The sequence below is a fragment of the Pseudonocardia oceanicola genome, from assembly GCF_047200735.1.
GTDB lineage: Bacteria > Actinomycetota > Actinomycetes > Mycobacteriales > Pseudonocardiaceae > Pseudonocardia.
Genome location: NZ_JBJZON010000009.1, coordinates 187226 through 201342, shown reverse-complemented (window position 1 = coordinate 201342; position 14117 = coordinate 187226). Strand labels below are relative to the sequence as shown.

The 14117-nt window shown below is 69.0% G+C and carries 15 protein-coding genes and 1 pseudogene; 11 read left to right on the top strand and 5 right to left on the bottom strand.

Annotated elements, in window-relative coordinates:
* Window positions 1–71: 71 nt before the first annotated feature.
* The 9 genes from ACL02T_RS15830 to ACL02T_RS15790 all read left to right on the top strand — a co-directional run bounded on the left by ACL02T_RS15830 (window position 72) and on the right by ACL02T_RS15790 (window position 7675).
* Window positions 72–1400, top strand: coding sequence for an NtaA/DmoA family FMN-dependent monooxygenase (locus ACL02T_RS15830; protein ID WP_412831474.1), 1329 nt, complete (start codon window positions 72–74; stop codon window positions 1398–1400).
* Between the two features lie 95 nt (window positions 1401–1495).
* Window positions 1496–2200, top strand: a complete 705-nt coding sequence (locus ACL02T_RS15825) for an ABC transporter ATP-binding protein (RefSeq protein WP_412831473.1) — start codon at window positions 1496–1498, stop codon at window positions 2198–2200.
* A 202-nt stretch (window positions 2201–2402) separates the two neighbouring features.
* Entirely contained in the window at window positions 2403–3125 is a 723-nt protein-coding gene (locus tag ACL02T_RS15820; RefSeq protein WP_412831472.1) for an ABC transporter permease, read from the top strand.
* 11 nt (window positions 3126–3136) lie between these two features.
* Complete coding sequence (locus ACL02T_RS15815; RefSeq protein WP_412831471.1) at window positions 3137–4408, top strand: MFS transporter; 1272 nt, start codon at window positions 3137–3139, stop codon at window positions 4406–4408.
* Complete coding sequence (locus tag ACL02T_RS15810; RefSeq protein ID WP_412831470.1) at window positions 4401–5102, top strand: helix-turn-helix transcriptional regulator; 702 nt, start codon at window positions 4401–4403, stop codon at window positions 5100–5102. Before ACL02T_RS15815 ends, ACL02T_RS15810 begins: the two co-directional genes overlap by 8 nt.
* On the top strand, window positions 5095–6339 hold the full coding sequence (locus tag ACL02T_RS15805; RefSeq protein WP_412831469.1) for a MalY/PatB family protein: 1245 nt from the start codon (window positions 5095–5097) through the stop codon (window positions 6337–6339). Before ACL02T_RS15810 ends, ACL02T_RS15805 begins: the two co-directional genes overlap by 8 nt.
* The gene (locus ACL02T_RS15800; RefSeq protein WP_412831468.1) at window positions 6336–6908 is read left to right on the top strand and encodes an NADPH-dependent FMN reductase; all 573 of its coding nucleotides are present in this window, start codon (window positions 6336–6338) and stop codon (window positions 6906–6908) included. Before ACL02T_RS15805 ends, ACL02T_RS15800 begins: the two co-directional genes overlap by 4 nt.
* Window positions 6905–7414, top strand: a complete 510-nt coding sequence (locus ACL02T_RS15795; RefSeq protein ID WP_412831467.1) for a flavin reductase family protein — start codon at window positions 6905–6907, stop codon at window positions 7412–7414. The genes ACL02T_RS15800 and ACL02T_RS15795 overlap by 4 nt, the downstream gene beginning before the upstream one ends.
* 6 nt (window positions 7415–7420) lie before the next feature.
* Window positions 7421–7675, top strand: a complete 255-nt coding sequence (locus ACL02T_RS15790) for a transposase family protein (protein WP_412831523.1) — start codon at window positions 7421–7423, stop codon at window positions 7673–7675.
* An 8-nt stretch (window positions 7676–7683) separates the two neighbouring features.
* On the opposite strand, the gene ACL02T_RS15785 is transcribed toward ACL02T_RS15790, so the two are convergent.
* The gene (locus tag ACL02T_RS15785; RefSeq protein WP_412831466.1) at window positions 7684–7806 is read right to left on the bottom strand and encodes a hypothetical protein; all 123 of its coding nucleotides are present in this window, start codon (window positions 7804–7806) and stop codon (window positions 7684–7686) included.
* Between the two features lie 87 nt (window positions 7807–7893).
* Between ACL02T_RS15785 and ACL02T_RS15780 the strand changes: the two genes are divergently transcribed.
* Both ACL02T_RS15780 and ACL02T_RS15775 read left to right on the top strand, forming a co-directional pair.
* A complete protein-coding gene (locus ACL02T_RS15780; RefSeq protein ID WP_412831465.1) occupies window positions 7894–8325 on the top strand; it encodes a DUF1330 domain-containing protein in 432 nt (143 codons plus the stop codon).
* A gap of 172 nt (window positions 8326–8497) precedes the next feature.
* Complete coding sequence (locus tag ACL02T_RS15775; protein WP_412831464.1) at window positions 8498–9118, top strand: TetR/AcrR family transcriptional regulator; 621 nt, start codon at window positions 8498–8500, stop codon at window positions 9116–9118.
* Between the two features lie 269 nt (window positions 9119–9387).
* On the opposite strand, the pseudogene ACL02T_RS15770 reads toward ACL02T_RS15775, so the two are convergent.
* From ACL02T_RS15770 to ACL02T_RS15755, 4 genes and pseudogenes are all read right to left on the bottom strand, one after another.
* A pseudogene (locus ACL02T_RS15770) lies at window positions 9388–10527 on the bottom strand (IS701 family transposase); the annotation flags it as partial.
* A gap of 320 nt (window positions 10528–10847) precedes the next feature.
* Window positions 10848–11744, bottom strand: a complete 897-nt coding sequence (locus tag ACL02T_RS15765; protein WP_412831463.1) for a fumarylacetoacetate hydrolase family protein — start codon at window positions 11742–11744, stop codon at window positions 10848–10850.
* Entirely contained in the window at window positions 11741–12973 is a 1233-nt protein-coding gene (locus ACL02T_RS15760; protein ID WP_412831462.1) for an FAD-dependent monooxygenase, read from the bottom strand. Before ACL02T_RS15760 ends, ACL02T_RS15765 begins: the two co-directional genes overlap by 4 nt.
* On the bottom strand, window positions 12970–14016 hold the full coding sequence (locus ACL02T_RS15755) for a cupin domain-containing protein (RefSeq protein ID WP_412831461.1): 1047 nt from the start codon (window positions 14014–14016) through the stop codon (window positions 12970–12972). Before ACL02T_RS15755 ends, ACL02T_RS15760 begins: the two co-directional genes overlap by 4 nt.
* Window positions 14017–14117 lie beyond the last annotated feature (101 nt).

The following is a 14117-nucleotide window of genomic DNA, read 5'->3' as shown; positions in this document are numbered from 1 at the left end:
AAGACCGCCCGAAAGTCCTGCTCGACCCTCGCTGACAGATCAAGCCGATCGGCACGGAAGAGGACCCGCACATGACCCGCCCTATCAAGCTCGGCCTGCTGCTGGAGACACCCGGAGCGGCCTACCACTCGTGGATGCACCCCGGCACCCCCCGGGACGCGGCCACCAGCCTCGCGGCGGCACAACGGCTCGTGGAGCTCGCCGAGTCTGCGAACTTCGCCTTTGCCTTCATGGCCGACAACGTGTCGATGGACCTGACGGCCAAGCCGTACTACGTCAACAGGCTCGAGCCGATCACGGCCCTGTCCGCGCTCGCGGCAGTGACCTCACGCATCGGCCTGGTCGCCACGATCTCCACGACCTTCAGCCCGCCCTATACCGCGGCACGCCAGCTCGGCAGCCTGGACGTGCTCAGCGGCGGGCGAGCCGGGTTCAACGCCGTGACCTCGGCGCTGGCGAGCGCAGCGGCGAACTTCGGCGACGACGCGCTCATCGACCACGACCAGCGCTACGCCAAGGCCGCGGAGTTCATGGAGGTCGTGCGCGGCCTGTGGGACTCCTTCGAGGACGACGCGCTGGTTCGTGACGTCACGACCCGCACCTACCTGGACGTGAACCGGGTCCATGCGCTCGACCACAAGGGCGAGTACTTCTCCGTCACAGGGCCGATGAATCTCATCCGCTCGCCGCAGGGGCACCCGGTGATGTTCCAAGCCGGCACCTCGTCCAGCGGCCGCGACTTCGCGGCGCGATACGCGGAAGCCATCTTTGCTCGAGAGTTCGACATCGAGTCGGCTCGCGTCTCCTACCGCGACCTCAAGGACCGGGCCGCCGCGCACGGGCGCAAGCCGGAGCACATTCAGGTGTTCACGGGTGCCCAATTCATCGTCGGCAAATCGAGGGGCGAGGCCGAGGACAAGTACCAGACCGTCCTCTCCTACGTCAACGACGACGACGCGCTGAACAACCTCGCCGGCTACTACAATCACGCCGATCTCAGCAAGTACGACCTGGACGGCCCGTTCCCCGAGATCTCCCACCTGGCCACGAATTTCCATCGCGGTCTCGCCGAGAAGTACGAGAGAGAAGCCGCGCGAAGGCAGCTGACGCTCCGCCAGACGGCGCACATGGCCGCCTACCTGGAAGAAGACTTCTTCGGAACACCGGTAGAGGTCGTCGACGCGATGGAGGCCTGGATGGAGGCCGAGGCCACCGACGGCTTCCTCGTGCACAACTGGCTGCAGCCCGAAGGGCTCCAGGACTTCGTGACGCTGATCGTCCCTGAGCTGCGTCGACGTGGCCTTTACCAGGACGGCTACCAGGGCAGCACGCTGCGCGAGCACCTCGGGCTCCCCTTCGTGCCGAACCGTTATGCCGAAGACCGTCTCGGGCCGGCCTAATGACCACTGCAGAAACGTCCGCATCCAGCCGGGCCGAGGCTGTCCGGACCGACGGGGGCCTATTTGTCCGGAATGTGTCCAGGTCGTTCTCCGGGATGACCTCGACCACCGTCGCCCTGAACGACGTCAGCCTGAGGGTCGAACCCGGCGAGTTCGTGACCCTGATCGGCCCCAGCGGCTGCGGCAAGAGCACGCTGCTCAAGCTCATCGCCGGCCTCGACGTGCAGCACAGTGGCGACATCGAGTTCTCCGGCTCACCCATCCGAGGACCGGGCGCCGATCGTGGCGTCATCTACCAGGAGCACCGGCTGTTCCCGTGGCTCACCGTCGAGCAGAACATCGCGGCGAATCACAGCCTGCGTGAGCCGTCGGTTCGGGCGCGCGTCGACGAGCTACTGGAGCTCGTTCGGCTCCCCGCGGCGGCGAAGGCCATGCCGAGGGAGTTGTCCGGCGGGATGGCCCAGCGGGTCGCCATCGCCCGGGCGCTGTTCCGCCAGCCGGAGATGCTGCTCCTCGACGAGCCGTTCGGTGCGCTCGACTCGTTCACGCGCAACCACATGCAGACGGCCCTCGAGCTGATCTGGAAGCGGAGTCGCATGATCGCCTTGTTCGTCACCCACGACATCGACGAAGCCGTCACGCTGGCCGACCGGGTCATCGTGATGAGCCCACGTCCGGGACGGGTTGAGGCGGATATCCCCGTCGATCTGCCGCGTCCACGCGACCGCCTCTCCGAGGCCTACGCCCGGATCCGCCGCGAGTTGATGCGGACCTTCGACAGCTTGGATCACGATGACTAACCGATCGACGTCCCCGCACACGGCCCAGCGGGAGGGCGAGGCCCGGCAGGCCTCCTCGAACGACGACCGTGACACGTCGGTCGTCGTCGGCGACAACCCCGGTGCCAGCGGAGCAGGACCGCGAGCCGCAAGCGGTCGGACGCCCTCGGCCCGGCGCTCGTGGCCCACCCCTCACTTCAACCTGACGGGAATCCTGCTCCCGATGCTGCTCGTCGCCGTGTGGCAGCTCGCCGCCTCCCAGGAGCTCATCGATACCCAGCTGTTCCCGAGCCCGGTGACGGTGCTCGAGGCCGGGATCGACCTCGCCGCCTCAGGGGTGCTGTGGCCCAACTTCCTCGTCAGCCTCGTGCGGGTCGCCGTCGGGCTCGCGCTCGGGGCCTCCGCAGGCCTCGTGATCGGGCTGACCGTCGGCTTCTCCCGCCGGGCGGAGCGCTTGCTCGACCCGACCCTCCAGATGTTGCGCACGGTCCCGCTCCTGGCGGTGACGCCGTTGTTCATCCTCTGGTTCGGCTTCGGTGAGCTGTCGAAGGTGCTGTTGATAGCGACGGGAGCCTTCTTCCCGATGTACGTCAACGCCTTCCTCGGCGTGCGCAGCGTCGACGCACGGCTCTTCGAGGTAACCCAGGTCCTCGAATTCTCGAAAGTGCAGCAGCTGCGGAGGCTCGTCATACCATCCGCAATGCCGAACCTCCTGCTGGGGCTGCGGCTCTCGGTCGGCCTGGCCTGGCTCTGCCTGGTCGTCGCGGAACTCATGGGCGCCGAGAGCGGCGTCGGCTACCTCATCCAGAACGCCCGGTCGCTGCTCGACACCTCGACGGTGCTGGTGGGAGTCGCTGTCTTCGCCGCAGTCGGCAAGGCTTCGGACAGCGTCGTCCGCTGGCTCGAGGCGAGGCTGCTGACCTGGAGGGACGGCTACTCGGGATGAGGGGCACCGCCATGTCCTCCTCCCTGCGCCTGACCGGGAACTGGCTCGTCCTGTTCACCGTCTGCGGCTACGGTACGATAACGACGCCCCTGTGGAACCCGCTGGCCCACCGCTTTGGGTTTGGGGCGTCCACGATCACCCTCCTGTTCGCCACGTTTGCGGTGGGCGTGCTGGCCGCGCTGCTCCTGCTCGGGGGCATCTCTGACGTGGTGGGCCGGCGGGCCACGGTCGCCGGAGCACTGGTGATCGGGATCGTCTCCGCGCTCTGGCTGGCCTTCTCGACGCATCTCGCGGAGCTCTTCGCCGCCCGCCTCCTGCAGGGCCTGTGCACCGGCCTGGTGGCACCGGCCGCGACGGCCGGGCTAGTCGATCTCGCGAGCCGGCGGGACCGCACCCGGGGCATCGCGCTGGGAAGCACCTTGGTGGTTGTCGCGACCCTGGGCGGGCTCGGGAGCGGCGCGTTGGTCGGCGCGATCGTGGCAGTTGCCTGGGCCGATCCGTTCGTCGCGCCCTTCCTGGTGTCCGCGGTGATGCTGACAGCCTGTGTGGCCCTGCTCCCGACGTTCTCCGCGAGCGGGCCTTCCCGGAACGAGGTCGACCGCCGAGCCGTTGTGCGCCGGCCGCGCCTACCACCCACCCGGCGCGGTAGCTTCCTCGTGGCGGGCACGGCCGGGTTCCTCGCCAACGCCGTCTTCGCGTTCTTCGCCGCCACCCTGCCCGCCATCCTGGCGGGTGATCTCGGGTCCAACGCCGTGCTCATGCCCGGGACAGTGCTGTTCGTGGTCTTCGCCTGTGCTGCCCTGGGCCAGGTCGTGCTCGGTCGGCGCGTCGAGCCAACGACCCTCCTGGTCGTGGGCAGCGCGGTGCTCCTCGTGGGAATCGCCTGCCTCGCCCTCGCGGTCGCCGGCCGGACCTCGTGGGCGCTCGTACCGGTCGGGGCGGTGTGCGGTCTCGGCGCGGGGTGCGTGTTCATGGCCGGATCGTCGACGTCGAACTCGCTCGGCCGGGACGAGAGCCGTGGCAGCGTCGCGTCCGCCTTCCTGGCGTGCGCCTACCTCGGGATGGTCGCGCCGACATCGATTTCCGGCGTCGCGACCGATAGGGTCCCGGCTGTAGTTGTGGTCGTCGCCTTTGCCGCTTGCGTCTGCGTCCTCCTAGCCGTGATCAGCATCGTTTCGGCGCTCCTGGGCCACACGGAGAGGAATTCCGGACTCCCGTTGCCGGAGTCTGCCGCGAGCCAGGCTGACGGCAGGTTTGACCCACGAGGAGCTCTTGATGAATGACGCGGCGTTCTGGCGGGAAGCCGTCTCGGTGCGATCTGCGCGGATCGACCTGGACGGTCTCATCCAGCTCCTCCAGCTGAGTCTGCCCCCGGGCAGCGAGGTGGTGATCCACGATCTCGCGAAGCTGCCGAACTCGGTGATCTTCGTCGACGGGCACGCCACCGACCGCAAGGTCGGGGACCCGGCGACGGACATGCTGCTCGCGCAGGCGGCCGCCGGGACGTTCGCCACCCAGATCGGTTACACCACGACCCTCCCGGACGGGCGCGAGCTACGTTCGTCCACGGTGATCGTCAAGGACGAGTCCGATGAGGCTCGTTACGCCCTCTGCGTCAACATCGACCTCACCTTCTGGTCGGCAGCGCAGCGCTTCGTTCAGGAATTCCTGCTGGCATCGCCTTCATCCGCACCCCAAGCGGTCGGTGGGAAAATGCCGGCGACAAGCCCGGAAAGCTTTCCGCAGAGCGTCGAAGAGCTCGCGAGCATCCTTCTCACGAAGGCGCTGCAGCAGACAGGAGTCCCCCGCGAGCTGATGCGGAAGGAACACAAGGTCGCGGCCGTGAAGCAACTCAAGGAAGACGGCTTCTTCATGCTTCAGAAATCGGCGGATCTCGCGGCCGAGGCGCTCGGGGTCAGCCGCTTCACGGTCTACAACTACCTGAACTCGGCATCGGAGGGGCCGGAGGATGGCTGAGCAGAGCTCCCCGCCGACGACATCGACGACACGTCTCGACCTGCCGGCCCTCACCTCGACCGGCGGGATGAAGTGGCAGGTCCCACCTGGCTGGATCGGGGCGAGCGTGGGGGAGATGGACTTCCCGACGGCCGACATTGTCGTCGAGCGGCTCCACGACGTCGTGAACACCGGGCTGTTCGGGTACGTCCCCCCGGCACTGCACGAGGGTTTGCGTCATGCCTGCTCCGACTGGATGCAGGAGCAGTACCACTGGTCGATCTCGCCCGGCCAGGTCGACGCGGTCGCGGATGTACTGCGCGCGCTCGAGCTGATGATCACCGCGACGACCACGGTGGGTGATGGCGTCATCGTCCCGACCCCGGCATACATGCCCTTCCTCACGATCCCCGCCTCGCTCGGCCGCCGGGTGATCGAGGTGCCCTACGGCGAGGACCCCAACGGCGTGCACACGTTCGATCCAGCGGCGCTGCGGGAGGCCTTCCACCAGGGTGGCCGGCTTCTGATCCTCTGCAACCCCGCCAATCCCGTCGGACGAAGCTGGCACCGAGCGGAGCTCGAAGCGGTCGCCGAGCTGGTCGAGGCGGAGGGCGGTGTCGTCTTCGCCGACGAGATCCACGCTCCGCTGACCTACCGGCCGGCCGTGCACACCCCGTACGCGTCGGTCTCTCCCGCCGCCGCCGGACATACGATCTCGGCGACCTCGGCCTCGAAGGCCTGGAACTTCCCCGGGCTCAAGTGCGCTCAAGTGATCCACACCAGTGAGCGGCTGAGTGCCCTCTGGGACCGTTTCCGCGACCGGGCCCGAGCCGGCGCCTCCACGCTCGGGATCGTGGCGAACACCGTTGCCTACACCGAAGGCGGCCGTTGGCTCGCCGACGTCCTCGCGACCCTCCGCACGAACCGGGAGCAGATCGCGCACTGGGTGGGCGGTCTGCCGGTGCCCGTGAGCCACCGGACGCCGGAGGCGACCTACTTCGCCTGGCTCGACCTCCGCAGGATTGGCCGGGACGACGTCCATCGGGTCGTCACGGAGACGGCCCGGGTCGATCTCACCGACGGCACCCGGACGGGCAGCGCTGGCGCCGGATTCCTGCGGCTGAACTTCGCGACCACGACGCCTGGCCTCGGCGAGATCCTGGCGCGCCTCGACAAGGCGTTGGCCGAGGTCGGCCACCAGGTGCCGCCGCCCGCACCCTTCTTCCCGCAACGACGACGCCCGGAGGACCGAGGATGACCGCGCCAGACCTTTCGACGACTGTGCCGCCGCTCGGCCCGGAGGTGACGGTCGGCGTCGTTGTCGGCAATCCGAAGCCCGCGTCCCGGACGCTCGCCGCGGGTTCCATTCTGGCCGGGAAGCTGGCAGGGCGCGCCCCGGACGCTGTGGTCGACCTCGTGGAGCTCGGTGGCGGCCTGCTGGAGCGGGACGACCCCGACGTGCGCGCCGCGGTCGAAAAGGTCGCTGGATGCGACCTGGTGGTGGTCTCGTGCCCGACCTTCAAGGGCACGTACACAGGGCTGCTCAAGCTGTTCCTGGACCGGTTCGCGACGGCGGAGGGACTCGCCGGGGTTGTGGCGGTCCCCCTGATGCTGGGCGCCGGTCCCGCTCACGGACTGGCGCCCGACCTGCTGCTCAAATCCGTGCTCGTCGAGCTTGGGGCGGTCTGCCCGACACCGGGGTTGTACCTGTCCGACCGGACCTACGAGACCGATCCAGGAGTTGACACCTTCGTCACGCGATGGTCGCCGGTCCTCCAGTCTCTCGTCGCCAGTGGCGCGACGGCCGCTGCGCGGAGGGTCTCGTGATCGATCGGCAGGACCCGGTTCTTGATGCCATGGCCCTGCGCCGCGCGTTCGGGTGCTTCCCTTCCGGGGTCATCGCGGTGTGCGCGGAGGTGGACGGCCGACCCGTCGGGATGACCGCGAGCACCTTCGTCCCTGTCTCGCTCGCACCGCCGCTGGTCGCGTTCTGCGTGCAGCGAACCTCGACCACCTGGCCGGCCCTGGCGACGGCGGCCCGCCTGGGGGTGAGCATCCTCGGTGCGGACCAGGGGGCGATCGCCCACCGGTTGGCCACGCGGGACGACGACCGGTTCGCGGGGCTGGCAATCGAAAGCACGCCCGACGGAGCAGTCCTCGTCCCCGGGGCGACGGCCTGGCTCCGCTGTTCCGTGCACGAGACGATCGTCGCCGGGGACCACAGCATCGTCCTCCTGACCGTCGATGACCTGCACGCGCAGCCGCACATCGAACCGCTGGTCTTCCACGCCAGCACGTTCCGGGCCCTGTACCACGGGCTGCTCAACCAGTGAACGAGGCTGCCTCGACACCCGAGGTGGCCTGAACCCCGCCTCCGACGGACCCAGGCCGCTTCACAGCTGACGTTCAACGCCCTGCACCGGGCCACTCGCGCCCTCGGCGAACGCGGCTTCGCGCTGCTCACCAGCACCTGGCGCTGCCCGCAACGCATCACCATCAGCCCGAGCAGAATCGGCACACTGGTCCGCGCCTGCCTCGTACTCACCCTCATCGACCGTCAACTCCACCGAACCTCGCTGAGACCACCTCAGTAGGAACGTGATCACTGCGGCGGCCTCGGCGGGTGTGCCCATGCGGCGAGCAGGGTGCCCCCGCCGACGGGCGTGGTCGCGGAGCCCTCCCCGATGCGGGCCATCATGCCGGTGTCGATCGGGCCCGGCAGCACCGCGTTGACACCGTATCGAACTTGGCGTGACGGCTGTAGGTGGCCCGTCGCCGAGCCGCGCGGCCGGAGGAGGCCCGCTTAACTTGCGTGCTGTCCATCAAGTATCTTGTCTTGGGACGTTCCGCTGACAGAGAAGACAGGGCTGTGATGATCGAAATTGAGGACCGGGAACTAGACGCGCTGCTGGCCGAGGACCCGAGCGGGCCCGTCGTCATGCTCAACCTGCTGCGGTTCCGACCCGACGGGGGTCGGGAGAGCTACCGGAGATACGCACAGTACCTGAACGAGACGGGGATCTCCGCGCGCTACCAGACGGACGTCCTCTACGCGGGAACCGGCGAGCGTGCTCTGGTTGCCGAGTATGGCCAAGCCTGGGACATGGTCCTGTTGGTCCGGTATCCGAGCCGGCAGCACTTCGCCGACATGATTCGCGATCCCGAGTATCAGGCCGGCAGTCACTATCGCACGGACGCACTCATCGAATCTGTGCTCCAGCCAACCGTCCCCGCGGGAAACTGACCAGGTGCTCGCGTGCACGAGGAAGTCATGCCATCCTCACCGTCTTCCGGCGGCGACCGTTGGTCCGTCGAGCAGATGCTTGTGTGGTGACAAGCAACGAGAAGGATTGACGACCGGCCGCCCGTCGTGACGAGGAAGGCCATGTCCAGCGAGCGCGAGGAGAAGCCGGACGATGCCGAAAGGCGGAAGCGCGGACCCAGGACCTCGCCGCACTCAGCAGCAGCGCCGCGCAGAGGCCGAGCGGCGAGTACTGGACGCGGCCCTACGGCTGGTCGCTGCGCAAGGCTCCCGGAAGCTGAGCATCGCGGCGGTAGGCGAGGAATCCGGCTACAGCCGCGGAATCGTCAACCATCATTTCGGGACGCGCGAGGCGCTCATCGCCGCGTTGCCCGAGGCGGCCGCGGCCCGGTTCAGCATGCCGGACGCCGGGCTCACCGGGTTCGAGCGACTGGTCGCCCGCTGCCTCTGGTACATCGACGGGCTCAGCAACTTCGCGCCGGCCTGGCAGGCAGCCCTGCTGATGTGGGCAGAAGCGGCCGGCGCGGAGCCTACGCTGCGCCCGATATTCGAGAAGCGTGACCACACGTTTCGGGGACAGGTTGCGGGCGATGTGCAGGAAGGCATCGATGAGGGCACGATCCGTGCCGACGCCGACCCCGACACGGTGGCCGTCCTCGTGGTGGGCCAGCTGCGCGGCGTCGGTCTGGAGCTCATGGTCACCCCGCAAGCGGCCACAACGGACTCGATCAAGCGGCACGTCGAGCTGATGCTGTCCGGCCTCCGATCCTCGTGAGCGAACCGATCCACCGCTAGGCGTAGTGCTGCAACGGCAGTTGATCAGCCTGGTGGTCGTTCGTCGCGGCGCCGGTGGTGGCAGTCGCGGGCCTGTTGTTGGCGTTCGCGGCGCCAGTTCGACCAGTGCAGGGCGTGGTCGATGCAGGTCAGCGGGGCGAAGGCGAGGGTGGCGAGCAGGCGGCGGATCTCGTTGGCCGACAGTGGGATCAGCCGGCGCCGGCCGGTTGCGGATCCCCTCTTTTCGGCCTCCCGTGTGTGCTCGGTCGCGCGGGTGACGGCGAGGTGGGCCGCGGCCAGCATGGCCAGGGTGACATGCGCGTACCAGGCCCGGTAGGAGCGGACTTGGTAGTGGTCGAGCCCGGCCTCGTTCTTCGCGGTCTGGAAGCACTCCTCCATCGCCCACCGCGTCCCCGCGACCCGAACGAGCTCCCGCAGTGGCGTGTTCGCGGGCGCGGCGCAGCGGTAGAACGCCAACTCGCGAACGGTTTAGCCCTCGGCTGGCTCGGTCTGGCGGCGCACCAGCAGCCAGTGCCCCCAACCGGGCGGCAGCCCGGTGGTGTCGAGGGCGACCGCGGTCGGGTCGTAGACCCGCATCCCGTGCGTTCCCGGCCCGATCGCCCGCTGCTCTCACCCGGTCCGGTCGGTGTCGGGGTCCCGGGCGCCGGCGATGGTGGCGAGCACCTTCGCCTGGTGGCGGTGCCCGTCCGGGCTGGTCAGCGTGTCGTCGTTGCGGGTGGCGAGCACGAAGGGGATCTCGTGGTCGGCCAGCCAGGTGCGGAAGGTCGGGTTCTGCCCGTAGGCCTCGTCCGCGGTCACCCACGACGCCGAGGTGAGCGCCCCGGCCTCGTGGGCGCGGGCCAGCATCGCCGTCCCGAGCTGGGGTTTCGTGCAGAACCCGACGTCGTCGGGGACATCGGCCCGCGTGCAGCGCTCGCGGTCCTCGGTCCACGAGGTCGGCAGGTAGAGCTCCCGGTCGAGCAACGCCCGCCCCTTGGTCGAGGCGTAGGCTAAAAACACCCCGAGCTGACAGTTGTCGATCTTCCCGGTGGTGCCGGTGTACTGACGCTGCACCCCCGCCGAACGCACACCCTTGTTCACGAACCCGGTCTCGTCGACGATGAACACCCCCGACGCGGGGTCGCCAAGGTTGTCCAGGACGTAGTCGCGCAGGTCGTCTCGGACACCGTCGATATCCCAGTCCGCGGTGCGCAGCAGCCGCTGCATCCCGTCCGGAGACACCGCTCCGGCATGCTCGGTCAGCGTCCACCCGTTTTTCCGCTCCAGCCCGGCCAGCAGCCCCCGCAGGTACGTCCCGACCCGGCGACGCGGCTCCGCCCTGCGGAAACGACCCACGATCAGCTCCACCACCGCGTCCAACGAGGCCACCCACCCGGCAACATCAACCACGCGGTGATCACCACCGCCGAACCGGACTCAGCTCTCACGACACGCCGAGCCGCCGTTGCAGTACTACTCGGGCGCGGGCGATGGACCGGGCGCCGCGCCCGGAACGGTCACCGCGACCGCGGCGGCCGTGGCCCCGTCCGGGCGGCGGACCTGCCCAGAGAGCCGGTCCTGGACGGTGCGGCGGATCACCGGCGAGTGCCGGCTGACTCCCGATGACGCGGCCCCAAGCAGTAGGCGCCCGCAGGCGCGAAGTGGGTAGCAGAGCCAGCATCGCGCGCAACGATGCTCCTTGGGTCGGGGTCGGATCGGCGGCGGGTTCATCAGCTACGGTCACGTTCGGACACGGGCGTGAGCCTGGCTGGCGGCTTCGGTCCACTGTCCTTCCCGAGCGTGGGGCAGGCGACCGCCCCGCTGTCCGTGACCGTCGCGGTCAGGCGGCCGACACTCGTGATCTCGACGGTGACCTCGTCGCCATCGTGGACCTCGCCAACCCCGGCTGGAGTACCGGTGGAGACGATGTCGCCGGGCTCGAGGACCATCACCGAGCTCACGTACTCGATCAGTGCCGGAACGCCCCAGATCAGGTCGGCAATGTCGGCGCGCTGTCGCAGCTGCCCGGACACCCAAGTGTGGAGCTCGAGCTCGTCGAGGTCGCCGACCTCGTCCGGGGTGACCAGGTGTGGGCCACAGGGTGTGAAGGTGTCGAAGCTCTTGCGCACGGAGCGGTCCTCCCCCCCACGCATGGTCATGTCGAGCAGGCATGTGTAGCCGGCGATGTGGTCGCGGGCCCGCTCCGCCGGCACGTGGGAGGCCCGTCGGCCGATGATCACCGCGAGCTCGCCCTCCTGGTCGAAGCGGCGGTCGTGGTACGGGAGTTCGATGAGGCCCCGGTCGCCGGTCAGCGAGCTAGGGGCTTTGAGGAACACGCCGAGAGAGTCGATGTGGCTGGCCTGGCTCATCTCGACCTGGTGATCGACGTAGTTGACCGGCGCAGCGACGATCTTCGACGGGTCGGGGACCGGTGCGAGCAACCTGGACGTGTCAAGCGGGGGCCCGTCGAGTCGCAGGGTGGTGAGGTCCTGGCCCGAGGCCAGCAGCCGGCGCATCGGACTGCCCAGCCCCGGGGGGACCTGATCGGTGACGTCGAGCGACGCGCCTTCGTGCAGGACGCCGATCCGGACAGTGCTGCTCGCGTCGACGGCGGTGCAGAGCTTCACGGGGTGGTCTCCGGTGAGGTGGTGGGCGTAGCCGGTTGTCCAGTGGGGTCCGCATAGAGCCAGTCGACGTCGCTGTAGTCGTCGTCGGCGCGGGAGCGGAACGCGCGGTCGCGCAGGGCGAGACCGACCGGGTCGGCGAGGTGCCACATGTCGGCCCATGGACGTGCGAGCCTTTGGCAGGTTGTTGCGCGGGGCAGCCGGAGTTGCTCGTAGGCTGTCAGCGCCTTGACCGGATTATCGACGTGCTCGTCGAGGACGCCGGCCAAGCAGACGGCATCCTCAAGTGCCTGGCATGCGCCCTGGCCGAGGACCTGCAGCATTGGATGGGCGGCGTCGCCGAGCAGGGCGACGCGGCCCTGCGCGAAGTGTTCGAGCGGGTCGCGATCGAATAGCGGCCAGTGTCGGGTGCGTGAGATCGAGGCGGCGCTGATGCGGACCGGGTCGACGGTAGCGGCGTAGGCCTCGTCGAGCTCGTCGGGGGTGGCGCGGTCGGAGTCGGGCACACCGGCCGCGAAGGTCTTGCTGTAGAAGACCGCGACCTGATTGTAGAGCGCGCCGGCGCGCACCGGGTATTGCATCAGGTGCAGGCGCGGTCCGACCCACAGGACGATATCATTGACATCGACCTGGGTAGTGGCGTCCTCGATTGGCATGGTGCCGCGGTAGGCGACGTAACCCGAGCTGACAGGCTCGTCGTCGATGAACAGACGGCGTAACCGCGAATGCAGCCCGTCCGCTCCAAGCACTACATCAGCCCGGTAGGTCGTACCATCCGCGCATTTCAGTAGGACGTCGTCCGCAGTGGGCGCGACCTCTATGACCGTGCGGTTGTTTTCGAGGGTGATCAGCGGTTCGGCGAGGCAGGCGTCCAGGAGTATCTGCAGGAGGTCGCTGCGGTGCATGACCAGATAGGGGAACCCGTAGCGCTGCCGGTAGAGCGAGCCCAGCGTCAAGCCAGTGAGTTTCTCGCCGTTGCGCGCGTCAAACATGACAGCCCGCTCAGGGTGGACGGCGACGGCCTCGACTGCGCCGAGGACGCCGAGGCGGTCCATGACTCGGGTGGCGTTGGCTCCGAGCTGCAGGCCGGCGCCGACCTCGGTGAACGCAGGCGCCTGCTCGACGAGGTGAACCGGCCGGCCGGTACGGGCGATCGCCAGCGCGGTGGCGAGGCCACCGATCCCGCCCCCGACGACGAGGGTGCGCACGTCGTGGTGCCCGTGGTCGGTCACTGCTCCGCCTGCTCGCGGTACAGGCCAAGGGCGTCGAGGACTGGAACGTCGCTAGCGGAGAACGCGTCCAGCTGCTCGTTGGCCTCGAGGTGCCACGGGACCCAGGACGGGATGGCGACGATGTCGCCCGCGGCGACGTCGAAGCGCTCGCTGCCGATGCTCGCGATCCCGCTGCCGCGGAACACGGTCAGTACGCGCGAGCCAGTCTGGCGTACCCGCGGGGACGACTGGCCGGCACGGACGCGGTGGGCCTCGCACCGCATGGTCGGCATGACATCGCCTCCGCGGGTGGGGTCGACATAGGTCATCGTGGCTGCGGGCGCGCCGGTCACGTCGAGACGTCGGTCCAGTGCCCGGTCGGTATCCGCCCATCGGTAGGCCAGCAGCGGCGAGTGCGCGGGCGCGCGGCGCGCTCCGGGCGGCGGGAGGAGCCCGGTGGACCCGTAAGTCCGCTCGGAATATGAGACGGGGTCGGTGCGGCGGTCGACCTGCTTCGATGGCCCCTCCTCGAAGAAGACGGCTTCGAGCGCGGCGACGACGGGGAGGTCGAGCACATCCATCCACAGCATCGGCTTGTCGCTGTCGTTGTGGTGCTCGTGGAAGGTCCAGCTCGGCGTCAGGATGAGGTCCCCGGCCGACATCGACAGCGGGTCCCCGTCGACGAGCGTCCAAACTCCGGCGCCCTCGAGGACGAAACGCAGTGCTGCGGGAGTGTGGCGGTGGGCGGGGGCGACCTCGCGGGGGCCGAGGTACTGGACGGCGGCCCATAAAGTGGCGACCGCGTACGGCGCGTCGTCAAGGCCGGGGTTCGCACACGCCAGCACCCGCCGGTCGCCGCCGCGGTCAATCCCCACGAGCCGACCGGCCCGCTCACCGAGGGCACGTAGCTGCTTTGCCGACCAGCGATGGGGTACCGACTGCACGGTCGGTGTCGGGGTCAGCAGGTCCTTGAGCTCCCACAGCGGCTGGAGATGCTCCCGGCTGAGATCGGAGTAGAGCTCGGCAAGTTCGGGGTCGGGTGAGGAGAAGCGACGGGTGCTCATGCCGCCTCGGAGCTACCGGCGCTCGCTGCCGTCGACCCCGCTCGGAGGCGGCCACCGGGGACGTCGGAGCGGGCGTTGCGGCGAGCGGACCGCACCAGCTG

Coding starts and splice junctions, on each gene's coding strand:
- ACL02T_RS15830 (WP_412831474.1), top strand. CDS start 72: ATGACCCGCCCTATCAAGCTCGGCCTGCTGCTGGAGACACCCGGAGCG.
- ACL02T_RS15825 (WP_412831473.1), top strand. CDS start 1,496: ATGACCTCGACCACCGTCGCCCTGAACGACGTCAGCCTGAGGGTCGAA.
- ACL02T_RS15820 (WP_412831472.1), top strand. CDS start 2,403: ATGCTGCTCGTCGCCGTGTGGCAGCTCGCCGCCTCCCAGGAGCTCATC.
- ACL02T_RS15815 (WP_412831471.1), top strand. CDS start 3,137: ATGTCCTCCTCCCTGCGCCTGACCGGGAACTGGCTCGTCCTGTTCACC.
- ACL02T_RS15810 (WP_412831470.1), top strand. CDS start 4,401: ATGAATGACGCGGCGTTCTGGCGGGAAGCCGTCTCGGTGCGATCTGCG.
- ACL02T_RS15805 (WP_412831469.1), top strand. CDS start 5,095: ATGGCTGAGCAGAGCTCCCCGCCGACGACATCGACGACACGTCTCGAC.
- ACL02T_RS15800 (WP_412831468.1), top strand. CDS start 6,336: ATGACCGCGCCAGACCTTTCGACGACTGTGCCGCCGCTCGGCCCGGAG.
- ACL02T_RS15775 (WP_412831464.1), top strand. CDS start 8,498: ATGCCGAAAGGCGGAAGCGCGGACCCAGGACCTCGCCGCACTCAGCAG.
- ACL02T_RS15755 (WP_412831461.1), bottom strand. CDS start 14,016: ATGAGCACCCGTCGCTTCTCCTCACCCGACCCCGAACTTGCCGAGCTC.